Annotated in this window: 28 protein-coding genes, 1 tRNA gene and 1 pseudogene; 18 read left to right on the top strand and 12 right to left on the bottom strand. The window is 66.7% G+C overall.

Annotation, left to right across the window (positions count from 1 at the left end; genetic code table 11):
* Positions 1–55: 55 nt before the first annotated feature.
* From F3H10_RS08840 to F3H10_RS08830, 3 genes are all read left to right on the top strand, one after another.
* Positions 56–463, top strand: coding sequence for a nascent polypeptide-associated complex protein (locus F3H10_RS08840; RefSeq protein WP_149784409.1), 408 nt, complete (start codon positions 56–58; stop codon positions 461–463).
* Entirely contained in the window at positions 460–1248 is a 789-nt protein-coding gene (locus tag F3H10_RS08835; RefSeq protein WP_149784408.1) for a methyltransferase domain-containing protein, read from the top strand. Before F3H10_RS08840 ends, F3H10_RS08835 begins: the two co-directional genes overlap by 4 nt.
* A gap of 67 nt (positions 1249–1315) precedes the next feature.
* Positions 1316–2209 carry a transcriptional regulator TbsP domain-containing protein gene (locus F3H10_RS08830; protein WP_149784407.1) on the top strand — a complete coding sequence of 298 codons (894 nt, stop codon included), beginning with the start codon at positions 1316–1318 and terminating at the stop codon, positions 2207–2209.
* 18 nt (positions 2210–2227) lie between these two features.
* Here F3H10_RS08830 and F3H10_RS08825 read toward each other — a convergent pair whose 3' ends face one another.
* Positions 2228–3673 carry an amidohydrolase family protein gene (locus tag F3H10_RS08825; RefSeq protein WP_149784406.1) on the bottom strand — a complete coding sequence of 482 codons (1446 nt, stop codon included), beginning with the start codon at positions 3671–3673 and terminating at the stop codon, positions 2228–2230.
* A 164-nt stretch (positions 3674–3837) separates the two neighbouring features.
* Between F3H10_RS08825 and F3H10_RS08820 the strand changes: the two genes are divergently transcribed.
* Together F3H10_RS08820 and F3H10_RS08815 are read left to right on the top strand one after the other, a co-directional pair.
* Positions 3838–4959: a pyridoxal phosphate-dependent aminotransferase gene (locus F3H10_RS08820; RefSeq protein ID WP_149784405.1), complete on the top strand. Its 1122-nt coding sequence runs from the start codon at positions 3838–3840 to the stop codon at positions 4957–4959.
* A 77-nt stretch (positions 4960–5036) separates the two neighbouring features.
* Positions 5037–6239, top strand: a complete 1203-nt coding sequence (locus F3H10_RS08815; RefSeq protein ID WP_149784404.1) for a methionine adenosyltransferase — start codon at positions 5037–5039, stop codon at positions 6237–6239.
* Positions 6240–6278: 39 nt separating this feature from the next.
* Here F3H10_RS08815 and F3H10_RS08810 read toward each other — a convergent pair whose 3' ends face one another.
* Positions 6279–7337 carry a sensor histidine kinase gene (locus F3H10_RS08810; protein ID WP_188127909.1) on the bottom strand — a complete coding sequence of 353 codons (1059 nt, stop codon included), beginning with the start codon at positions 7335–7337 and terminating at the stop codon, positions 6279–6281.
* A gap of 82 nt (positions 7338–7419) precedes the next feature.
* Between F3H10_RS08810 and F3H10_RS08805 the strand changes: the two genes are divergently transcribed.
* Together F3H10_RS08805 and F3H10_RS08800 are read left to right on the top strand one after the other, a co-directional pair.
* Entirely contained in the window at positions 7420–7872 is a 453-nt protein-coding gene (locus F3H10_RS08805; RefSeq protein ID WP_149784402.1) for a DUF5804 family protein, read from the top strand.
* Positions 7869–8069, top strand: a complete 201-nt coding sequence (locus F3H10_RS08800; RefSeq protein ID WP_149784401.1) for a hypothetical protein — start codon at positions 7869–7871, stop codon at positions 8067–8069. The genes F3H10_RS08805 and F3H10_RS08800 overlap by 4 nt, the downstream gene beginning before the upstream one ends.
* Before the next feature lie 20 nt (positions 8070–8089).
* Here the strand turns inward: F3H10_RS08800 and F3H10_RS08795 are convergent, their stop codons facing one another.
* From F3H10_RS08795 to F3H10_RS08785, 4 genes are all read right to left on the bottom strand, one after another.
* Positions 8090–9226, bottom strand: a complete 1137-nt coding sequence (locus tag F3H10_RS08795) for an LEA type 2 family protein (protein ID WP_149784400.1) — start codon at positions 9224–9226, stop codon at positions 8090–8092.
* Between the two features lie 67 nt (positions 9227–9293).
* Positions 9294–10049, bottom strand: a complete 756-nt coding sequence (locus tag F3H10_RS08790; protein ID WP_149784399.1) for a pirin family protein — start codon at positions 10047–10049, stop codon at positions 9294–9296.
* Positions 10050–10204: 155 nt separating this feature from the next.
* Positions 10205–10336, bottom strand: a complete 132-nt coding sequence (locus tag F3H10_RS16455) for a hypothetical protein (RefSeq protein ID WP_262488567.1) — start codon at positions 10334–10336, stop codon at positions 10205–10207.
* A gap of 73 nt (positions 10337–10409) precedes the next feature.
* Positions 10410–11378, bottom strand: a complete 969-nt coding sequence (locus F3H10_RS08785; RefSeq protein ID WP_149784398.1) for a hypothetical protein — start codon at positions 11376–11378, stop codon at positions 10410–10412.
* 357 nt (positions 11379–11735) lie between these two features.
* Here F3H10_RS08785 and F3H10_RS08780 point away from each other — a divergent pair, with 357 nt between their 5' ends.
* Positions 11736–12020 (top strand): DUF357 domain-containing protein, encoded by a 285-nt coding sequence (locus F3H10_RS08780; RefSeq protein WP_149784397.1) that lies wholly within the window; start codon positions 11736–11738, stop codon positions 12018–12020.
* A 695-nt stretch (positions 12021–12715) separates the two neighbouring features.
* Here F3H10_RS08780 and F3H10_RS08770 read toward each other — a convergent pair.
* Positions 12716–13231, bottom strand: coding sequence for a winged helix-turn-helix domain-containing protein (locus tag F3H10_RS08770; protein ID WP_149784396.1), 516 nt, complete (start codon positions 13229–13231; stop codon positions 12716–12718).
* A 160-nt stretch (positions 13232–13391) separates the two neighbouring features.
* Between F3H10_RS08770 and F3H10_RS08765 the strand changes: the two genes are divergently transcribed.
* The 8 genes from F3H10_RS08765 to F3H10_RS08730 all read left to right on the top strand — a co-directional run bounded on the left by F3H10_RS08765 (position 13392) and on the right by F3H10_RS08730 (position 17803).
* Positions 13392–14540: a M20 family metallopeptidase gene (locus F3H10_RS08765; protein ID WP_149784395.1), complete on the top strand. Its 1149-nt coding sequence runs from the start codon at positions 13392–13394 to the stop codon at positions 14538–14540.
* Between the two features lie 105 nt (positions 14541–14645).
* Positions 14646–14798, top strand: coding sequence for a 50S ribosomal protein L39e (locus tag F3H10_RS08760; RefSeq protein WP_023498294.1), 153 nt, complete (start codon positions 14646–14648; stop codon positions 14796–14798).
* Positions 14799–15077: a 50S ribosomal protein L31e gene (locus F3H10_RS08755; protein ID WP_066415670.1), complete on the top strand. Its 279-nt coding sequence runs from the start codon at positions 14799–14801 to the stop codon at positions 15075–15077.
* A 1-nt stretch (position 15078) separates the two neighbouring features.
* A complete protein-coding gene (locus F3H10_RS08750) occupies positions 15079–15744 on the top strand; it encodes a translation initiation factor IF-6 (protein WP_149784394.1) in 666 nt (221 codons plus the stop codon).
* 105 nt (positions 15745–15849) lie between these two features.
* Positions 15850–16026: a 50S ribosomal protein L18Ae gene (gene rpl18a, locus F3H10_RS08745; protein ID WP_142985973.1), complete on the top strand. Its 177-nt coding sequence runs from the start codon at positions 15850–15852 to the stop codon at positions 16024–16026.
* On the top strand, positions 16026–16478 hold the full coding sequence (gene pfdA, locus F3H10_RS08740; RefSeq protein ID WP_149784438.1) for a prefoldin subunit alpha: 453 nt from the start codon (positions 16026–16028) through the stop codon (positions 16476–16478). Before rpl18a ends, pfdA begins: the two co-directional genes overlap by 1 nt.
* 11 nt (positions 16479–16489) lie before the next feature.
* Complete coding sequence (gene ftsY / locus F3H10_RS08735) at positions 16490–17614, top strand: signal recognition particle-docking protein FtsY (protein WP_149784393.1); 1125 nt, start codon at positions 16490–16492, stop codon at positions 17612–17614.
* A gap of 114 nt (positions 17615–17728) precedes the next feature.
* Positions 17729–17803: transfer RNA gene (locus F3H10_RS08730), tRNA-Met, on the top strand.
* 122 nt (positions 17804–17925) lie between these two features.
* On the opposite strand, the gene F3H10_RS08725 is transcribed toward F3H10_RS08730, so the two are convergent.
* The 4 genes and pseudogenes from F3H10_RS08725 to F3H10_RS08710 all read right to left on the bottom strand — a co-directional run bounded on the left by F3H10_RS08725 (position 17926) and on the right by F3H10_RS08710 (position 20286).
* Entirely contained in the window at positions 17926–18441 is a 516-nt protein-coding gene (locus F3H10_RS08725; protein ID WP_149784392.1) for a hypothetical protein, read from the bottom strand.
* A 31-nt stretch (positions 18442–18472) separates the two neighbouring features.
* Positions 18473–19090, bottom strand: a complete 618-nt coding sequence (locus F3H10_RS08720; RefSeq protein WP_223174276.1) for a DUF7344 domain-containing protein — start codon at positions 19088–19090, stop codon at positions 18473–18475.
* Between the two features lie 262 nt (positions 19091–19352).
* A pseudogene (locus F3H10_RS08715) lies at positions 19353–19490 on the bottom strand (integrase core domain-containing protein); the annotation flags it as partial.
* A 121-nt stretch (positions 19491–19611) separates the two neighbouring features.
* Positions 19612–20286 carry a hypothetical protein gene (locus tag F3H10_RS08710; RefSeq protein WP_149784390.1) on the bottom strand — a complete coding sequence of 225 codons (675 nt, stop codon included), beginning with the start codon at positions 20284–20286 and terminating at the stop codon, positions 19612–19614.
* Between the two features lie 397 nt (positions 20287–20683).
* On the opposite strand from F3H10_RS08710, the gene F3H10_RS08705 reads away from it, so the two are divergent.
* Together F3H10_RS08705 and F3H10_RS08700 are read left to right on the top strand one after the other, a co-directional pair.
* Positions 20684–20869, top strand: a complete 186-nt coding sequence (locus tag F3H10_RS08705) for a hypothetical protein (protein ID WP_149784389.1) — start codon at positions 20684–20686, stop codon at positions 20867–20869.
* A 72-nt stretch (positions 20870–20941) separates the two neighbouring features.
* Positions 20942–21553, top strand: coding sequence for a translation initiation factor IF-2 subunit beta (locus F3H10_RS08700; RefSeq protein WP_149784388.1), 612 nt, complete (start codon positions 20942–20944; stop codon positions 21551–21553).
* Positions 21554–21631: 78 nt separating this feature from the next.
* Here F3H10_RS08700 and F3H10_RS16075 read toward each other — a convergent pair whose 3' ends face one another.
* Positions 21632–21784, bottom strand: a complete 153-nt coding sequence (locus tag F3H10_RS16075) for a hypothetical protein (protein ID WP_188127908.1) — start codon at positions 21782–21784, stop codon at positions 21632–21634.
* Positions 21785–21803: the final 19 nt, after the last annotated feature.

Genomic DNA, 21803 nt, shown 5'->3' with positions numbered 1-21803 from the left:
CCGACCTCGGGGCCCTTCGTCACCCTTTTTGTACCGCCCGACCGAACTCCGTGACATGTTCGGAGGAGGCGGCATGAACCCGCGGAAGATGAAACAGATGATGAAACAGATGGGGATCGACGTCGAGGAGCTCGACGCCGAGCGGGTCGTCGTCGAGACGGCCGACGGCGACCTCGTCTTCGAGAGCCCGCAGGTCACGCGCATGGACGCGCAGGGCCAACAGACCTACCAGATCGTCGGCGACCCCGACGAGGTCGACGACGCGGGGGCGGGCGGCGCGAGCGCGATCGAGGCCGGTGACGACGCCGCGGACGCCGACGAGGGGGCCGGCTCCGCCGGCGGGATCCCCGACGACGACGTGGCGCTCGTCGCGGAGCGCGCGGGCGTCCCCGAGTCGCTCGCCCGCGAGTCGCTCGAGGCGCACGACGGCGACCTCGCCGCCGCGATCGCCGAACTCGAGTGACCGACGCCGCATACCTCCTGGTTCACGAGGACCGCGAGTACCTCCTCGAGCCCGGCGAGGAGTTCGGCACCGACCTCGGCGTGTTGGAAGTCCCCGAGGACGTCGCCGCCGGCGACACCGTCGAGAGCCACCTCGGAACCGCCTTCGAGGTGCGCGAACTCCGCGGTCCCGACCTGTTCGACCACCTCGAGCGCACCGGCGCGCCGATGATGCCGCGCGACGTGGGGCTCGTGATGGGGCTGACCGGCGTCTCCGCGGGCGACCGCGTCCTCGACGCCGGCACGGGGACCGGGATCCTCGCGGCCCATCTCGGCCGGGTCGGCGCGGACGTGACCACCTACGAGATCGACCCGGAGTTCGCGGACGTCGCGCGCGAGAACATGCGCGTCGCCGGCGTCACCGAGCGCGTCGAGGTCCGAACCGGCGACCTCGCCGAGGAGATCGACGCCCTCGTCGACGGGAGCGACGACGGGGACGACGACGAGGCGGCCGAGCCCGCCGAACCTCCGGCCCCCTTCGACGTGCTCACTCTCGACACCGGCGACGCGCCGGCGGTCGTCGCCCGCGCCCCGGATGTCCTCGTCTCCGGCGGGTTCGTCGCCGTCTACTCGCCGTTCGTCGAGGGAACCCGTGAGGCGGTGACGGCCGCGCGGGAGGCCGGACTCGCGGAGATCGAGACGCTGGAGACGATCCAGCGCGAGATGGACTTCTCCGACCGCGGCTCCCGGCCCTCCACCCGCGGCGTCGGCCACACCGGCTACCTCGTGATCGCCAGAGCGCCCTGACCGGGCACTCCTCGCGTCCCTCCGACGCCGGGGCAACCTTCTTTCCGCCGCGACGGTCAGGAGGGGTATGTCGATCGTCGACGACGTCGAGACCGCGCTCGCCGGGCGGGACGACGTGGTCGCCGTCGGCGTCGACGTCGAGTTCCTCTCCGCGCTGCTCTCGGCTCGTCGCGAGGACGGGGGAGAGGGTGGGGAGGAGGGCGGTCGCTGGCGGGCGGCGTGCCCGCCGGGAGTCGTCGACGACCTCGGTCGCACGTTCGTGCTCGGGAGCGCCGCGGCCGAGGCCTGCGCGCGCGGTACGCTCGCGCTGCGTACCGGGACCGGTCCGCGACCGGACCGGACGCTGTTCGCGAGCCCCGGCCGCGTCGACGCCGTCGTCGGGCCCGCGGGCGACCGGACGCTGCTAGCCGACGCCGACCCGGACCGCGCGGCCGCCGCCGCGGAGGCCGTCGAGACGCGCTTCGAGACGGCCGAGCCGGCGTCGATCGGGATGCCGTCGCGGACTCGCCTGCTGACGGCGGCCCGCGAGGCCCTCGACGACCGGTTCGCGGACGACCTGGCCGTCGTCCTCTCGACGCTCGGGGCCGACCCGTCGGCGCTCGACCGCTCCGCGGGAATCGACGACCGTACGTTGCTCGTCGCGTTGGCGGCCCGCCACGACCACCTCTTCTCGGACGTGCGCGAGTGGGCCGACGCCGTCGGGATCGCGCCGAAACAGACGTTCTCCGCGGCGCGGCGCGACCTCGAGGAGCGCGGGCTCGTCGAGTCGATCAAGGTGCCGATGGGAGTCGGGAGGCCGAACTACCGCCTCCGTGCCGTCGACGAGACGCTCTACCGCGTCGACGCCGAGGCGTTCCTGCCGGCGGTCCGCGAGCTGTTCGAGGCGGCGGACGGTAGCGGCGGATCCGGAGTCGGCGGCGCGCGGGTCGACGACCGGCCGGTGTGGGACAGGCGACGTTGACTCGGAGCCGTTCCCGGCTTACAGCCGCCCCTCGTCGACGGCGTCGACGAGCGCCGACCCCGCCGCACGCCAGTCCGCCTCCGCGTCGGAGAAGACACGCTCGGCCCGTTCGGCCGCCTCCGCGACGACCGCGTCGACGTCGACGCCGACGATCCCGCCCGCGGAGACGAGCTGGACCCCGTCGACGAACACGTCCTTGACGGCGTCGCTGCCGCCGCCGTACACGAGGTTGGGGATCGCGGTGTGGAACGGGCTCGTGACGGTCGGCGCGATCCCCGGGCGTTCCAGGTCGCAGACGACCACGTCGGCGCGTTTCCCGGGCGAGAGCGAGCCGACGCGGTCGTCGATCCCGAGGGCGCGAGCGCCGCCGACCGTCATCAACTCGAGGACGGCGCTCGCGTCGAGCGCGGTCGGGTCGGTTCGATCGGCCTTCGCCAGCATCGCCGTCGTGCGCGCCTCGCGGAGCGCGTCGTGTCCGCCGGGGCCGGGTGCCTGGTCGGTGCCGATCCCCACGGAGCCCCCGTGTTCGAGGTACTCGACCACCGGCGGGACGATCCCGTCGATCGCGGTGATCGACGAGGGGCAACCCACCATCCGGACGCCGGCGTCGGCGAGCGAGGCGCGCTCCGCCGGGGTCGCCCCGTGGAGGTGGGCCGCGAGCAGGTGGTCGCCCAGCAACCCCTCCCGGTCGAGGACACCGACGGTGGTCTCGCCCTCGCCGTACCGGGCGGCGATCTGCCTCCGCTCCCGGTCGCCCTGCGCCACGTGCATGTGGACGGTTCGGTCCTCCTCGCGAGCCCGCTCGGTGATCGTCTCGAGCAGGTCCAGAGAGACCATGTCCAGCGCCTGCGGGCCGTACGCCGGCTCGACGAGCGGGTCGTCGTCGAACTCGGCGACGAGGTCGTCCGCGCGCGCGAGTCCGGCCTCACCCCCGTCGCGATCGAACGGATAGGGTTCGTCGGGGCCGACGTCCGAGCGGTCCTCCGGCACCTCGTTTATCGTCTCGGTGGCGACGACCCGGAGCCCCAGCGGGCGGTACACCTCCCTGACGAGTTTGCCGACGTCGTGAGCGTACTCGCCGATGGTCGTCGTGCCGGACGCGAGCGCCTCGATCGCGGTGAGCTCCGCGCCGACGACCCCGTCATCGGGCGTCGCGTGCGCGGATATCGGCCCCAGCGAGCGGGTCATCCACTCGATCTCCGGGACGTCCTGGGCGGCCCCCCGCAACACGGTGTGGTGGCCGTGGACGTGGGCGTTCACGAGTCCCGGAAGCGTGAGACGACCGCCTCCGTCGACGGTCCGCTCCGCGTCTCCGGTCTCGACGCCGTCGGCGGGACCGACGTAGGTGATCTCCCCGTCCGTCCAGCCCACCGCGCCGTCGTCGACGATCCCGAGGTCGCCCGTCGCGCCCGGTACGTCCGGGTCCATGGTGACGAGCAGCGTGTCGGTGACGAGCGTGTCCATGGGAGTCGATCACGACCGTCCGGCAAGGAACTGTCGGTGGTCGGTGACTCCGGCGGCGACGGTCGGCGGGACGAGAAAGCGGCGGCGACGGTCGACGCGACTGGAAAGCGGCGGCGACGACCCACGTGACAAGAACTAACTCCGGGCGGGGACCTCGATACGCCATGCCGAAGTTCTCCGACAGGATCGAACGGGTCGAGATAAGCGGGATCCGCGAGGTGTTCGAGGCGGCCGGCGACGACGCGATCAACCTCGGCATCGGACAGCCGGACTTCCCGACGCCGGAACACGCCCGACGGGCGGCCGTCGACGCCATCGAGGCGGGAAAGGCCGACGCCTACACCGCCAACAAGGGGATCGCCCCGCTCCGGGAGGCGATAGCCGAGAAGCACCGCGCCGACCAGGGCGTCGACCTCGATCCGGCGAACGTCGTCGCCACCGCGGGCGGCAGCGAGGCGCTCCACCTCGCCATGGAGGCGCACGTGAGCGCCGGCGACGAGGTGGTCATCCCCGACCCCGGATTCGTCTCCTACGACGCGCTGACGAAGCTGGCGGGCGGGGAACCGGTTCCGGTCACCCTGCGCGAGGACCTCACGCTCGATCCCGCCGCGGTCGAGGCCGCGATCACGGACGACACCGTCGCGTTCGTCGTCAACTCGCCCGGAAACCCGACCGGGGCGGTCTCCTCCGAGGAGGACGTTCGGGAGTTCGCGCGGATCGCCGACGAACACGACGTGCTCTGTATCTCCGACGAGGTGTACGAGTACACCGTCTTCGAGGGCGAGCACTACTCGCCGATGGAGTTCGCCGAGGAGGACAGCGTCGTCGTCGTCAACTCCGCCTCGAAGCTGTTCTCGATGACCGGCTGGCGGCTGGGGTGGGTGTACGGCTCCGCGGAGCGGGTCGATCGGATGGTCCGCGTCCATCAGTACGCACAGGCGTGCGCCTCGGCACCCGCCCAGTACGCGGCCGAGGCCGCGCTGCGCGGCGACCGCGACGTCGTCGAGGAGATGACCGACTCCTTCGAGCGCCGCCGTGACGTCCTCCTCGAGGGGTTCGCGGACGCCGGCATCGAGTGTCCGGTCCCGCAGGGCGCGTTCTACGCGATGCCCCGGGTCCCCGAGGGGTTCGTCGAGGAGTGTCTCGACCGCGGCGTGATCGTCGTCCCCGGCGAGGCGTTCGGGGAGGGCGGACGAGGGCACGCGCGCGTCTCGTACGCGACCGACGAGGAGGACCTCCGAGAGGCGATCTCGACGATGGCGGAGGCGTACGAGGCCCTCCAGTAGGTAATTACTAACGGACATTATTCGGTCGCGAGTGGTTTCCGCAAGTTATACTGCCGCCGGGACACGACGGTGTCGACATGAGCCGGAACATCCAAGTCAGCCGCCTCGACCGACGAGCGGTCGAGGACCAGGAGGTCGAGATCGTCGAGCGGAAGGGTATCGGACACCCGGACTCGATCTGTGACGGTCTCGCGGAGTCGGTCTCCCGTGCGCTCTCACAGCTCTACCTCGGCCGCGTCGGGAAGGTCCTCCACTACAACACCGACGAGACGCAGCTCGTCGCGGGTCGCGCCGCCCCGGCGTTCGGCGGCGGCGAGGTCGTCGAGCCGATCTACATCCTGATCGTCGGCCGCGCCACGAAGGAGTACGAGGGGCGGCAGCTCCCGGTGGACTCGACCGCGCTCGCGGCCGCCCGTGAGTACCTCTCGGAGGCGCTCCCGGAGCTCGAGTACGGGACGGACGTGGTCGTCGACGTCAGGCTCGGCGAGGGCTCCGGCGACCTCCAGGACGTCTTCGGCGAGGAGACCCAGGAGGTCCCGATGGCCAACGACACCTCCTTCGGCGTGGGCCACGCCCCGCTGACCGAGACCGAGACGATCGTCCGCGAGACCGAACGCGAGCTCAACACGACCTACTACGCCGACCACCCCGAACTCGGCCCCGACGTGAAGGTGATGGGCAAACGCGAGGGCGACCGCATCGACATCACGGTCGCGGCCGCGATGGTGGACGCCCACGTCGCGGACCTCGAGGAGTACGACGACGCCGTGAACGGCGTCCGCGAGTTCGTGACCGGCCTCGCCGAGGACCACACGGACCGGGAGGTCAACGTCGACGTCAACACGGCCGACGACTACGAGGAGGGATCGATCTACCTCACCGTCACGGGCACGTCGGCCGAACAGGGCGACGACGGCTCCGTCGGGCGTGGCAACCGCGCGAACGGGCTCATCACCCCCAACCGCCCGATGTCGATGGAGGCCACCTCCGGGAAGAACCCGGTCAACCACATCGGGAAGATCTACAACCTGCTGTCGACGCACGTCGCGGAGACGGTCACCGACGAGGTCGACGGGATCCGCGACCTCCAGATCCGATTGCTCTCGCAGATCGGTCGCCCGATCGACGAGCCCCACGTCGCCGACGCGCAGATCGTCACCGAGGAAGGCGTCGAGCTGTCGGCGATCGAAGAGGAGGTCGTCGCGATCGTCGACGACGAGCTCGCCGACGTCACCGGCGTGACCCGCCGGGTCATCGACGGCGACGTCTCGACGTTCTGAGTTCGCGCGCCCGTCACGTCCTCGCGATTCGCTTGCGCGCTACTGTTCCGTCGGAAACGTCATCCGGACGATCGTTCCGGTGGGCCGGTTCTCGACCAGTTCGAGCGTTCCATCGGACGCCTTCAGGGTCCAGTAGAGTATCCAGAGGCCGAGCCCCTGGGTGTGAACGAGCGGCGTCTCGGCCGGGCTCCCGATCGCGTCGAGGTCGTGTTTCGGGATCCCCTCGCCCGTGTCGGCGACCTCCAGGACCGCGCTCCCCGTCGAGTCCGTGTGAACGGTGACGGAGACCGACGCGTCGGACGGCGTGTGCTCGATCGCGTTCCGCAGCGCCTCCTCGACCGCTCTTCCGAGCGCGGGATGTGAGCGAACGCGGGGGTCCGCCTCGAAGCGCGTCGCGATCTCGACGTCCTGGTGCGTCTCTCGAACCCGAGCGATCCGCTCCTCGACCAGCGACGTGAGGCGGTGCTCGACGGTCCGATGGGCGTTCCATATCGACACGATCTCACGGGTTCGATCGGTCGTCTCGAGCAGCCGCTCCAGATGATCCCGAATGACGCGTACGTCCTCGCTCGTGTCTGTCGAGCGGTCGGCGGACTCGACGTTGTCCAGGTGTCCGAGCGCGATCGAGAGCTCGTTTCGAAGGTTGTGCCGGAGGACGCGCTGGTTGATAGTCAGGAGCTTCGTCAGGTCCTCGGCCTCCTCGAGCCGCTCCTCGGACTCGACCGCGTGGATCGCGCCCCGGATCCCGACCGTCGCCCCGAGGGCAGTCGCGAACGAGAGGAGAAACGAGAACTGGTCCGAGTGGCCCTCCAGCATCCAGATGCTCCAGACGGCGAGCGCCAGAAGCGCGAACGCGACCGTCACGCCGACCGCCAACCGGACCGCTCGCCACCGGCCGGCTCGAGAGATCGGTCGGTCCGGGAACTCGTACCCGGTGAAGAGAACGAACGCGGAGAGGCTACAGATCACCAACGCCTCGAGGACCGTCCCGAACCCCTCGCCCTCCGTGAGGAGGTGAACGATCCCGAGTCCGAGAGAGAGGAGGCCCAACAGGTACACGGCGTGCTGTGGACGGACCCGTTCACGTGGGGACGACACGGATACCCATACGAAGAAGGACATAAATCAGTTGGGTTCGTCGACCGGAACCGATTTGGGAGGTCCCCGCGAGTCGTCGGACGTGACGCGGGTGTGTCTCCTCGGCGAGTCCGACGTGAACCTGAGCTACGAGTTGCTGTCCCGCGAGACCGCGCGGGAAGCGCTCGCGACCTACGAGATCGCCGAGCCGTTCGCGAACAGCGTCGCCGTCGACACCGTGAGCCTCGGCTCGGCGGTGTCGCTTCTCAACGACCTCGAGTGGTATCTCGTCCGCTTCGTCGCCGAGGCGATCGTCCTGGAACCGTCCGTCTCCCGAACCGAGTGGCTCTCCCGTGACCTCGCACGCGAGGTCCGCGACGGCGAGGTGCCGCCCGAGGAGACCGACCAGCGACTGAAGGTGTTCGGACTCGTCGACGGCGAGCCGGTCGAGCCGCTGTTCGTCCGTCGGACGCAGGGCGAGACCCCCGAGTACGACCTCCGTGACGTGGAGGAGACGCTCGTCGTCCGGGTGAGCGAGACCGAGTTCTCGGGATGACGCCCTCCCTCGATCTCGATCGCTCGAACCCGCTTCGGTACCTCCTCTCGACCGTCGTCGTCTGGATCGTCGTCGCGGGCGTCGTCGAGTTCACCTTCGCCGACGGACGCGCGGTCGACGCCGTCGTCACGGGAACGTTCGGCGGCCTCGCCTTCGGCGTCGCGACGCTTCTGTTACAGCGGCACGGCGGGAGCTGAGCGTTCGAGTTCCCCGTCCATCACAGCGGGAGGACGCCGTCGTCGTCAGAGCCCGTCTCGTTTCCGTCGTCGGTGCTGCCGTCGGTCGTGCCGTCGTCGGAAGATCCACCGTCCGCGTCGGTGGAGCCGCCGTCGCCGCCGGTTTCGGTTCCACCGTCGCTCGCGCTCGTGGAGTCGCGGACGTCCTCGCCCTCGTCGAAGACGTCGGTCTCGATCGTCTCCTCGTAGGTGAGTGCGTCCAGCGGAACGGTGAGTTCCTCGCCGGTCGGGCCCTCGATCACGACGTAGAACTCGATCCGGAGCTCGCTCACTTGGTGGGCGTGAACCTCCTCGTCGAGGTGGGTGACCCACCACTCGTCGAGTCGCTCGTTGTCGAGGACCGTAGTGAGCTCGACGGTCTCGGAGCTCCGAGAGGGGATCACGTACTCCTCGTCGGTCCGTCCGGATCCCATCTCGACGTCGTTCATCGTGACGTCGTAGCCGATCTCGGTGACGACGTAGGGCTCGAGGTTCGGGTTGTAGACCACGAACGCCATGTCGATCGGCGTCTCGGCCTCGGAGACCGATCCCCACCGGCCGCGCGTCTCGTTGACGTAGAGTACCGGGTCGTCGACGAGGGGGCTCCCGGCGTTCACCGGCCGCGTCTCCTCGGAGTCGAACGCGCCGAGGAGGTCCGTCTCGATCCCGCGGGTTCGAGTGAAGTCCACGCCCCGTCCGAGCCGGTCCGAGGCGGCGGTCGCGTCGATCTCGACGGTCGTCCGTTCGTCGTTTCGGAGGTGGCTGGTCCACCACGCCGGGATCGCGTCGTTTCGCATCCGGGTCTCGAACGCCAGCGTGGAGTTCCCGGTTCCGATCCGGATCCCCTCGCGCCCGCCCTGTGCCATCTCGATCGAGTTCATCGAGACCGTGTAGTTCACCGAGACGCCGCCGAGCCCGATCCCGACGGGGTTGGGGTTCGAGACGACGAGGTCCGTCTCGATGGTCGTCTCCGCCGCCGTGACGTCGCCGAACGTGTTGTCGACCGCCGCGACGCTCGGCGTCCCGAGCACGCCGAGCGCGAACGCCCCGCCGACGCTCCCGACGACGACGAGTATCCCGAGGAGAGCGATCCTGACCTTCGATCCCGCGAGGACCGAACGGATGGCGCCCGTATCCATGGTCGGTCGAGCCGACGGATCGACAAAACCGTACCGCTCCCCGATCCGTCGATCGTCCCGTGCCGGGTCAGCGGCCGATCGTCCCCTGGCGGGTGACCGGCGCGTCGGGGTCGATGCGGAACGCGACGAGCGTCGCGTCGGCGTCGGCGGTCAGCGTGAGTTCGGCCCCGTCGCCGACGAGCAGCCCGCTCTCGGTCGGTTCGAGGGTCTCGCCGCCCCCGGAGACGGTCCCGTCGAACACGTAGAAGTACGTGTCCCAGCCGTCCTCGGTTGGGAGATCGACCTGCTGGCCCGCCTCGAGGCGGACGTCGTGGAGGTGGACCTCGTTGCGGACCGAAAGCGGGGCGTCGGAACCTTCGGGACCGAACAGGTGTCGCCACTCGCCAGCGACCGGCTCCGGGATCGGCTCGTGCTGGATCCCCGAGGGGAGGTCGAGTTCGTGCGGGCGAACGAAGATCTGGAGCATGCGCAGGGGCGGGTCGTCGGCGAGGGTGCGCTCCTCGTGCCAGAACCCATCGCCGGCGTTCATAACCATGAGGTGGTCGGCGTCGGTGACGAGCTCGTTGCCCAGGCGGTCGTCGTGACGCATCACGCCCGCGGGCACCCACGAGACGATCTCCTCGTTGCGGTGTTGGTGCATCGGGATCAGCGTTCCCGGGTCCATGAACGACTCGACGACCGTCGAGAGGGGGCCGTACCCGTGGTCGTCGTGGTCGGGACGGAGCCGGCCGGGGAAGTTGAACCGCGTGCGGAACTTCCCCTGGTCCTGGCTGACCGCCGATCGTGGGGCCGTGTGAAGCGTCGCCGTCGATCCGGTGCTCATGGGAACGGTACGGGAGCGACGCACAAATAGACGGTGTCTCGGGCTCGTCGAGGCCTCTCGGGTCCGTCGAGGCCTCTCGGGTCCGTCGAGGCCTCTCGGGTCCGTCGACGTGTTCCCGGTCGGTTCGGGTCTCGAACTGCGGGGCGGCCGGCGTTTCAGACTCTGAATGCCGTGAAGAGGAGGAGCAGAACCGAGACGATACAGACGAACGCGATCCAGCCGACCATGATGATCCCCGCGCGTCGCATGGTGAGGTCTTCTCCGCTGAGGATCTTCCCGATGCTCATGCGAGAGCCATCGCTCAGCCGGGATATAAAACGTCGGCTTTCATGTCGAGGGGAGGAGGGAACGCGGACCTGGTCACTCGTCCCGTAGGACCAGCGGTTCGATGGCGAGCGTCCACTTCGCGACCGTGAGGATCCGGAGGACGTACGAGACGAACAGCATGAACGGAAGTAGCGTCACGGCGAACGCCGCTCCGACCGCGACGACGACGTGGTCGATCCCGAGCGTCACTCCCGGGAACGTCGTGGCGTCGACGACCGTGAGGGTGACGCCGGCGACGACCACGGCGGGCACGGCCGCGTAGAGGATCTGCTGTGAGAGGGCGATGAGCGCCCACTGGAAGTACAGCGTCTTGACGTGTTCCCGTGCCGGACCGTAAAGCGACAACAGCGCCCCCAGATCGTCGAGCAGCACGTGCTCGTTCTCCGAGATCGACCCCTCGTACTCGGCCGAGAGGTGCTCGATCCGCGCGAGCTTCCGGCTGTAATCGAAGTGGAGCGCGGCCGAGACCACGTCGAAGGAACCGAATCGAGCGCCGTCGAGTCGTTCCGTCACCGCGCCTGCGTTCTGGACGACGTCCTCGGTGAACGCCTCGATCTCGTTCCCGAAGTCGCCGTCGTCCGAGCCGCCGACGGACGTCCGAAGCTCCTCGGCCCGGTCGGCGACGGTCTCGACGATGTCGCCGAGGAAGACGGCGGGGTCCGTCGAGACGGGGGAGCCGATCAGTTCGGCCATGGACTCCCGCACGTCCATCGAGTTGCGCATTCGGTCCTGTTGGTCGCCGAGCGGGCCGTTCTCCTGGGTGAGTACGAGTTGGCCGATCGTGACGACGAGCGTCGTCCCGGTCACGACGACCGTGATCATCGTTCCGAACAGCGTCTCGACCGGGTCGCTCGAACTCATCCGCTCGACGAACGGCGGAGGGAGCTCGGAGACGACGAGCACGAACGCGACGAACACGGCCGCGGTCAGCGTCCCGGCGACGAGGAACCGGTTCGCGCGCAACAGGAACCAGCGCTCGAGGCGGCGCAGCCGGTCAGTCATGCCGCCCCGTTCGGCGAGGCGCGCGCTCGATCTCGTCGGTCGACTCGACGACGTCGGGCTCGGACATGCCGTCGACTACACGCCGGAGGGTCCTATAGCTCCGTGTTCGGTCCGGAACGTAGCGATCGGACGTGAACCGAGGACGTTCGAAAAAGATGCGGTCGGACGTGTTTGTCAGAGGCACACCGACCGGGAACACGTCGTCGCTCGACCGAAAAGGGATCCGTCATTCACTCGAATGATCAAAGGACGCCGCTGAGCGGAAACCGAGGCGGGGAGGGTGGGGAAACCGGGACGCCGGGCGAGGAGGTGATGGGAGTGACGATGACTTTTGGTCGTCCCCGCGAACGGAACGGTATGAGCGCCGACCTCGAGGAGAAGACGGACCGGTACGAGCGGATGCTCGCCGACGCACTCGACGCGGCGGACCCCCGACCGCCGGCGGACACCCCGCTCGGTGACGCCGCCGCCGACGTCGCCGAGATGGCGGCGTCCTACCTGGAGGACGGCCGCCACTTCCGGGCGAACGGCGACCCGGTCAACGCGCTCGCGTCCTACTCGTACGGCTACGGCTGGCTCGACGCCGGCGTCAGGATGGGGCTGTTCGCGGTCCCCGACGACACCGAACTGTTCACGACGTGACCGGACCGTACCGGCGTGAGCCCTCCCGACCGGTTCCGTTGAAACCCTCTTCTTCAGACATGTTTTCGTCCGAACCGGCTGGTCGCTGAAGAGTGCTTATTGATCACTGATAGTTCTGCCAGTTCAAAGAGGCTATACGACTGACTCAGTCAAATTCGGATACAAAATCCTCGCCGAGCTCATCCGCAAGTTCGCCACCGCGAAGCCAAGTGATTTGCCAATTGTCGACCCATCTTGTGGGAGTAACGATTCAGCCGCTTCGCCAAGTGGGATGTCGTTCGTTACGAGTATCACCCGATCCACAGTATCATTACGAAGCAGTTCAAGCGCTAATCCGACCATTTCCGTATCCGCTTTTTCGATGAGATCTTCTGATCGGTTACTGGCATTCGCGATGAATCCCGTGCCTGATCCATCACTGTTGAGATATCCGAGTCCGAATAGGACGGGCTTTCAGTTACTTTCATCCATCCCTCTTGGAGTGCTTTGTCAACAGCAGAATCACCCGCTGTGTATTCATCTAGAGATGGATCCCCAGTCACCTCTGCATACACCTGTGGCGAAATACGAAAGACCGTTTCGCGCTGGCGAGCTTCTCGAGCAAGAGCCTGAAAGCGTGTACTCTCGCGCCGACCACAGCTGATGAGGACGGACGAGTCGATGAAAACGACGGCTTCGTCGTATTTCATCCCGAGTTAATCCTCAAAGACAGGTCGGAGAGCATCCAAGATAACGCCTGCTTCGAGGGACGAGAGTTCTTGTTCTCGAGCCATAATCTGATGCGTAACCGATCCATCGACGTATTCGCGAGCGTATTCCAGCGCGACGGCGAGCCCATCCAACCCGTGACGATCGACGTACGTATCGATATCTTCGTCTCGTGTGCGACGGGCAATCGCCTCAACTAGCTCAGGTGTGATCTGCCGTTTGGTGTCGCCATCTATTAACTGGAGATCGATGTCATGAGCCGTGTATTCTGCTGGGCGGCCGTCGTTTGACTGGTCAATGAAGCCCGCGGTTTCGAGATCGTCGATATACTCGTAGACCGTCCGTTGTGGAAGCTCGAGCGTCTCGACGATGTCTTGAATTGTTGTTGATGGATGGTGGTGGATATACGTATAGATCCATGCTTTACGGGCGTTTCCGAGGAGCTCGAATGCTTCACCGCCCGTATCGAGGGGAGTATCCCAGTTTGCTTCTTTGGTTGCCATTGTTAGTAGCGAGTTGTAGGCAATTCGCAATAAAGATTGTTACTGGGCACTGTATCAGGTTTCCCTGTACTGACCGCACCGAGATGGAACCTCTCATTTTCTGAGGATTTCAACGAAGCCTCTCGGCCGTATTTAAGTAGTCGTCCTCCGACGGGCCCGTATGAGCGAACTCGCGGACCTGACCGAACGGCTGGTCTCGATCCCCTCCCACGAGGACGAGGCCGCCGCCGGCGACGCCATCGAGGAGTGGCTCCGATCGGAGACCGACGCCGCCGTCGAGCGCGACGCCGTCGGCAACGTGCTCGCGTACAAGCGGGCGGGCGGTAGCGGGGACCCTCTCGACGGCGGGTCGGGAACCGATCCCGACGCGGAGACGTTCGCGCTCGTCGGCCACCACGACGTGGTCCCGCCCGCGGAGCGACAGACGACCGGCGAGGGGACGGACGGCGAGTACGTCGTCGAGCGCCGCGACGGCCGGATCTACGGCCGCGGGACGGCGGACATGAAGGGCGCGGTCGCCGCCTGTCTGCTCGCGTTCCGAGACGCGACGCCGCCCGCCGGTCGAGAGCTCGCGGTCGCCTCCTTCGTCGGCGAGGAGACCGGCGGCGAGGGGGCACGACACGCGATAGCGGAGGGGTTCGTTCCCGATCACGCGCTCGTCGCTGAGGGGTCGACGAACTACTCGAAACCGGACGTGACCGACGTCGTCGTCGCGCACAAGGGTCGACGCGCGTCGACGCTCGTCGCGGAGGGGGCCTCCGCACACGCCTCCGAACCCGAGGCGGGCGAGAACGCGGTCTACCGCGCCTCCGACGCCGTCGACGTCGTCCGCGGGCTCGACGCGCCGGAGACGACGGTGTTCGGCGAGGTCGTAGAGGGATCGGTCGTCGTCACGATGTTCCACGGCGGCGACACCTGGAACGTGATCCCCGACCGGTGTGAGGTGACGATCGACGAGCGGACGGTCCCCGGCGAGCGAGCCGATCTGGCGCGTGCCGAGTCGATCGCGGGCGTCGAGTGGACCGTCGACCAAGACCTCCCGCCGATGGGCTGCGGTGATGACGCGTTCGCCGACGCGGCGCTCTCGGTCGCCGGCGAGGTCCACGAGGAGCGCGGGCTCGACCGGCCCGATCACGTCACCAAACCGCACGCCACCGACGCGGGGTGGCTGTCGGAGGCCGGCACGGAGTGTCTCGTGTGTGGGCCCTCCGAGCCCGGCGAGGCGCACACGGAGACGGAGAGCGTCTCGATCGACGTGCTCGAGCGGTGTCGCGGGATCTACACGGGGCTCGCGGAACGCGAGTGGTGACCGGCTCGCCGCCGTGACGGTCGATCACCCCGCCGCCGTGACGACTCGTTCACGCGGGGTCGTATGGAAGGGGTTTTATGCGGTCCGGCGGAAGTGTGGCCCACTATGGGAGACAAATCGAAGGCCAAAAAGAAGCGTCTGGCGAAGGCGGAGCGCCAGAACACCCGCGTCCCTGCGTGGGTAATGATGAAGACCGACATGAACGTCACGCGAAACCCCAAGCGGCGCAACTGGCGTCGGAACGACCTCGACGAGTAAATGAGCACGAGTGATTTCGAGGAGCGAGTCGTCACCGTCCCGCTCCGCGACGCCAAGGAGAAGCCGGTCCAGCAGCGCGCCGACTACGCCGTGAAGATCGTCCGCGAGCACCTCGCGAAACACTTCTCCGTCGACGGCGAGGACGTGATCCTCGACGCCTCGGTCAACGAGGCGGTCTGGGCGAACGGCCGGCAGAACCCGCCGAGCAAGCTCCGCGTCCGCGCGGCCCGGTTCGTCGAGGACGGCGAGCCGGTCGTCGAAGCCGAGCACGCCGAATAACGTGTTACGGGCGACCTTCACCGGCTCGTCGTACGTGGGGGTCTTCGCCCGCGTCGTCGACGACCTCCTCCTGGTCAGGCCGGACGTCGACGACGACCTCGCCGAGGACCTCGGTGCGGAGCTCGGCGCGGACGTGCTCGCGACCACCGTCGGGGGTTCCAACACCGTCGGGTCGCTCGCGGCCGGCAACGAGAACGGCGTGCTCGTCTCCGAACGTGCGACCGACCGCGAGAAGGAGCGCATCGCCGAGGCCGCCGACCGCGAGGTGAGCGAGCTCCCCGGCCGGATCAACGCCGCCGGCAACGTCGTTCTGGCCAACGACTACGGCGCGTACGTCCACCCGGACCTGTCGCGCGAGGCGATCACGACGATCAAGGAGACGCTCTCGGTCCCCGTCGATCGCGGCGACCTGGCCGACGTTCGAACGGTCGGCACCGCCGCGGTCGCGAACGACACGGGCGTCCTCTGTCACCCAAAGTCCCGCGAATCGGAGCTCCAGGCCGTCGAGGAGGCCCTCGACGTCCGAGCCGACCTCGGGACGATCAACTACGGCGCGCCGCTCGTCGGCTCCGGGCTCATCGCGAGCGACGACGGCTACGTCGTCGGCGAGGACACGACCGGCCCCGAGTTGGGCCGCATCGAGGAGACGCTCGGATTCATCGACTGACCGACGATAGCGCGGTTCTCGACCCCGTTCTCTCCGAGATCTCCGACACCGCTTCGTCGTCCGTTTTTAGGAAGATACTTCCCTGTCCCTGCCGGATAACGGGACATGAGTACTTACACCGTGAGCGGGCGGTTCCAGAGCAGAGACGGCTTCCAGCCGTTCACCAAGGACGTCGACGCGGAGAACGAGGACCTCGCGCGCGAGCGCATCTACACGCAGGTGGGTAGCCAGCACAACCGGAAGCGCACGCAGATCGAGATCGAGGAGGTGTCCGCGGCATGATGGGTGGCGGACAACAGCAACTCCAGCAGCTCTCCCAGGAGCTTCAGGCCCTCGACGAGGAGATCGAGGCACTCGAGACGGAAGTCGAGGAGTACCGCCAGGAGAAGTCCGACATCGACGAGGCCGTCGAGGCGATCGAGACCCTCGAGACCGGCGCGACGGTCCAGGTGCCGCTCGGCGGCGGCGCGTACGTCCGTGCGGAAGTCCAGGACATCGACGAGATCGTCGTCTCGCTCGGCGGCAACTACTCGGCCGAGCAGGACCAGGACGACGCCATCGACGTGCTCCGCCGCAAGCAGGACGCGCTCGATGACCGCATCGAGGAGACCGAAGCGGAGATCGACGAGCTGGAAGACGAGAGCCAGGAGCTCGAACAGCAGGCCCAGCAGATGCAACAGCAGATGCAACAACAGCAGATGCAACAGATGCAGGAGCAGTCCGGCGACGAGTGAGGTAGCCGACCGTGTTCGACGGACTGAAGGACAAGCTGAGCAGTTTTCGTGAGGACGTAGAGGAATCCACGGACGCCGAGGAGGTCCCGGAGGGAGAGGACGCGGCAGCCGACGCGGCCGCGGAACCCGCGTCCGACTCCGCCGCCACGGCGGCCGAGGCCGACTCCGCCGCCGACGCCGACGGATCCTCCGCGGACGTCGCCTCGACCGAAGAGGAGGCTGACGAGGAGACGGACGGCTCGACGGAACCGAGCACCTTCCAGCGCGCGAAGGCGTTCGCGACCGGCCGGATCATCATCGAGGAGGAGGACCTGGAGGAACCGCTCTGGGACCTCGAGATGGCGCTTCTCGAGAGCGACGTGGAGATGAGCGTCGCCGAGCAGATCCTCGAGACGGTGCGTGAGACGATGCTCGGCGAGTCGCGAAAACAGGTCGAGACGACCGGCGAGCTGGTCGAACGGGCGCTTCACGACGCGCTCCTCGACGTGATCGCGGTCGGGCAGTTCGACTTCGAGGAGCGAGTCGCCGAGGCGGAAAAGCCGTTGACGATCGTCTTCACCGGCGTCAACGGCGTCGGGAAGACGACGACCATCGCCAAGCTCTCGGAGTGGCTCGAGGATCGCGGCTACTCGTCGGTGCTGGCGAACGGGGACACCTACCGGGCGGGCGCGAACGAACAGATCGCCGAGCACGCGAACCGGCTCGACCGCGAGCTGATCTCCCACGACCAGGGCGGCGACCCGGCGGCCGTGATCTACGACGGCGTCGAGTACGCGCGAGCGAACGACGTTGACGTCGTCCTCGGCGACACCGCCGGTCGACTCCACACGAGCGACGACCTGATGGCGCAACTGGAGAAGATCGACCGCGTCGTCGACCCCGACATGACGCTCTTCGTCGACGAGGCGGTCGCGGGACAGGACGCGGTCAACCGCGCGAAGGAGTTCAACGAGGCCGCCGAGATCGACGGCGCGGTGTTGACGAAGGCGGACGCCGACTCCTCCGGCGGCGCGGCGATCTCCGTCGCGTACGTCACCGGCAAGCCGATCCTCTTTCTGGGGACCGGCCAGGGCTACGACGACCTGACGCGGTTCGACCCGGAGGCGCTCGTCGACAGCCTGCTCGGTGAGGAGTAGGGTCGTCGTTCACGCCGGAAACCCTCCCGATTCGTTTATAACTCGTGCGGGAGCGAACCGCACACCGGCGACGGGATCAGAACCCTTAACAGTTCACCGCGGTTTGATCACGATAGCGGGATGGGATAGCCAGGAGATTCCGCCGGGCTCATAACCCGGAGATCGGTAGTTCAAATCTACCTCCCGCTACTTCTCTTCGACGCCCCGATATCAGCCGCCCTCTGAACGCTCTCGTCCTTGAGAGTCGGGATTCGGGATGGCTGTCACGGCGAGAGTAGCTCGGGGTCGGACGGTACGGAGCGGACGGGGTATCAGGACCCCGTCCGACAGGTAACCGAGATGGTTCGACTCTCCGTATCGCCGAAGACGACCGCCTCGACGCCGTTCCCCCGGAGGCGAACCGTCACGGACAGCCGCTCGGCTTCGAAGGCGTCCGCACATTCGAGCTCCGCCACGACGGCTTCGGACCCCGACTCGCCGGGTGACACGTCCGACGGAGGGGGTCGGACGGTAACGTTGAGGTCGTCGGGCTTCTCGTCGACATCGACCTCGGTGACGTCGACCTCGACGTCGAACCGGTTCGTCACGGTGACGAGCGTCACGGTTTCGCTCCGGTTCGCTCCGCCTCCGTTCGTCGCGTTCCCGTCGGTACCGATCGCGATCTCGTCGGGCGAGTCGTAGCCGACGAAGGCGCGCTCGTCGGCGGCGGTCGCGACCGTCACTTCGCGGTCCGTCATCGCCGAGGAGAACCCGCCGGTCCCGACGAGAGCGAACACCAGTCCGACCGCGAGCAGGCCGGTAGCGAGCGTTCGGAACGCGCCGGTCATGGCGTCGAAGGCCGGTCCGTCGGCCGCCGGTTCATCGGTCGACCTCCAGATCCGAACCCAGTTCGTTTCGCTTGGTGTGGATCGTGTGGACCGCGGCCGAGATCCCGAACACCGAGGTGAGGATCGTCCCGAATCCGACGGTCGTCAGGTCGCTGAACGGGTACACGCCGAGCCACACGAGGGCGACGACCGCCCCCATAACGGACGCCAGTCCGAGGTAGTGGTAACACCACGGGATGTCGTCCTCCGGGACGTACTCCAAGTGCATCTGGACCTCTCTGACTCCGTCGGCGAGCGCGATCGTGCCCCGGTCTCGGTCGTACTCGATCAGTCCGCAGTGGCTCAGCTTCGGCAGGTGCGTCTGGCGCAGCGAGGAGTACACCCGCTTTCGCTGTTTGTAGCTCACCCGCCCGACGGTGGTGTCGTTCTCGCGGGCGGCGATGTAGTCGACGAGGTCGGCGAGTTCGATCGTCTCGCCCTCGTCGTGGCCCTTGAGATACTCGATCGCGTATCGCCGCCGCTCGTTGCTCAGTACGTCGAAGATGTCCTCGCGGTCGAGTTCGGTTTCGCGCGCTGTTCCCGTCGTCGTGTCCCGATCGGATGTCGGATCGGGATCGTCCGGTTGTTGGCTCCGTATCTCCTGAATCACGTCCTCTCTCCTCCCCTCCGTCACTGATCCGGACCGCTGTTTCGACCGGTGAGACTCGTCAACGACCGATCGACTCGTCGTCGGCATCGACTGTACCGAGTCGCCCTGTCCAGGGAAATATCCGAAGTGGACGCATATTGTTATGTAACGCGTTTAATCAGAAAGGAGAGATTTATTCTCAACATGATAACCATACTCACTAATTCACAGTGATTATCATGGAAATGTCGAATTTTCTCGACAATATTCAGACAGGTACTGTCTAGGTCAGCACCTCTACAGATGGCGTTCGTTTATCCAGTAACTGATGCGGTCGTTGGTGATTATAGCAGTGTGCGAACTGTTCAAGCCGTTCACGGACGTTTACTCGACTACCTACCCACGAGTTATGAAAACGATCACAGTGATCCAACACGGCCGTCCAAACTGAATCTCCGCTCATGATCGTTTCAAGTGTCTGAGACAGCAAACGAGAATAGTACTAGCCCGAACGGATTGAATAAAGGATGATTTTCGGTACGTTACGGGACGTACGGTCGACTGGGATTGTTCGGGAAGCTGTACTCAGGAACGACGTCTTTGAAGTACTCGGAATCTTCAGCAGCGGCGTTCACTTCAATATCGGCGTTGTATACTTGACCGACATCACCCGCAGGGATGTTGTAGAACCCAAGCGCGATATCCACGCTCTCACCGGATGGGACGAACACACCCCACTGCCCGGGAGCCCCGCTAGTTCCTTGGCCTGTGGAGGTACCATCTCCACCATCCATGCCACCCCCGGTGCCGTTTGCTAACGCATTAGCCTGCATGGAGAGGTAGGCCGTGGCATAGGAACCGTCATTGGTACCGGGATCCGGACCGATTAGTGCGTTCAAATCATTGAGATTCAACCAGACCAGCACAAGCTCCGTCCCCTGATTGGTGACGGTAAGAAGATCGGTGAATTCGGTTGTCGCATTCGCATTGAGTCCGGTTCCATTTCCGTTGCTATCGAAATTGATCTCCAGCGTCCCGTTGGTTTCTGTGGTGTAGTCAGAATCCCCAGTGATTCCCAGATATGCATTGCTATCTGTCCTAACTTGGGTGCTGATCGCCCTTTCGGCAGTGGCTGATGAAAACGCCCCAGTACCTATTGTAGCCGCCCCACCGGCGGCGAGCGATCCCATTCCGACCAAGAGTTTGCGTCGTTGCATGGTGTTGTCACCTGTGTAGCACCCGGGTCCGCACGCGGACCGACGCCCGAACGGTCGATCCGCCGTGTCGACCCCGAGCACTCACGAGACACGAGGGAAGGGACCGTTACTAGTCTGAGCAGCCTGTTGTGCCACCAATCCGAGGTTGTTTTTCGTCCGGGTCACCGTACTCGACGGTAAGCGAAGGTTCCGACGCGGAAGCCGCCGGACGGATCCCGTGAAAGCCGATCCTAACCGCCCGTGAGGCGGGATCGTCGACCGACCGGCCCTCGTTCGGGGACGGCGTACGAAACGAGCCGTTGGAGAGAGACGAGCCGGCGCGTAGAGGTCGTTAACGGCGTCTTAGACCGGATTACCCCCGTGTATAGCTAAGCGTCACGGACGGGACCGTACGGACGTGATAGACGAAAACGGGAACGACGATCCGGATCACCGCTCCGAGAACCGTCCAGTTCCCCCCGGCTCGCTCACGAGATACGTGCCCGGAGCGGCGACGAACGCTCCCAAGCGGAACGTCCTCGTCGTCCTCGCCTACCTCCTCACCTGCGTCCTCGCCGTCGGGCTGCTCCAGACGGCCCTGTGAACGCGACGAGGTGAGCGAGGATCCCCTCCGAAACCCGGAAGCGATTTCCGTCGGCCCGGCGTTCCCTCACGTATGGAATACGAATCGAGCCTCGACCGCGCGATGGACGCGGTTCCGGACTTCGACGGGTCCGACGAGCGGCTGTCGGTCCCCGACCCCGAAACGCAAAAGGACGGCGCGTTCACCCGATTGACGAACCTCTCGGCCATCGCCGATGCGTTGAGCCGCGACCCCGAGCACGTCCACTCGAAGATCCAACAGGAGCTCGGGACGGCCGGCCAGTACGAGGACGGTCGCGCGCGCTACAGCGGGAACTTCCGCGAGCGCGACTTCCAGGCGGCGATCGACTCGTACATCGAGTCGTTCGTCACTTGCTCCGAGTGTGGCCTGCCCGACACGCGACTGGAGACGGAGAACCGGACGCCCATGCTCCGGTGTGAGGCCTGCGGGGCGTTCCGGCCGGTCGCGAAACAGACGACGTCGAACACCCAGCGACAGGAGGAAGCCATCGAGGAGGGCAACACCTACGAGCTGGAGATCGTCGGCACGGGCCGCAAGGGCGACGGCGTCGCCGAGCGCGGCGAGTACACCGTCTTCGTTCCCGGCGCGCAGGAGGGCGACACCGTTCGAGCGTACATCAAGAACGTCTCGGGCAACCTCGCGTTCGCCCGCCGGGAGAACTGAGGGCTCTCGCGGAACGCGTCGGGACGGCGGCCGAACCCTTTCGAATCCGTTTCGACTCCGTCTCGAGTCCGTCTTTCGTCAGTCCACCCGTTCCGCGAGCGCCGTGTGGCCGGTCTCCTCGACGTGGCGGGTCACGAACGCGTCGGCCGCGTCCGCGGAGTCGAAGACCTCCTCGAGGAAACACTCGCGACAGACGGCGTGGTACAATCGGGATCGCTTCGGTGATTCCATACGCGCCCTTCCGACCTCG

Source organism: Halorubrum aquaticum, assembly GCF_900113615.1.
Lineage (GTDB): Archaea > Halobacteriota > Halobacteria > Halobacteriales > Haloferacaceae > Halorubrum > Halorubrum aquaticum.
This window is presented reverse-complemented; position numbering and strand designations above follow the sequence as displayed.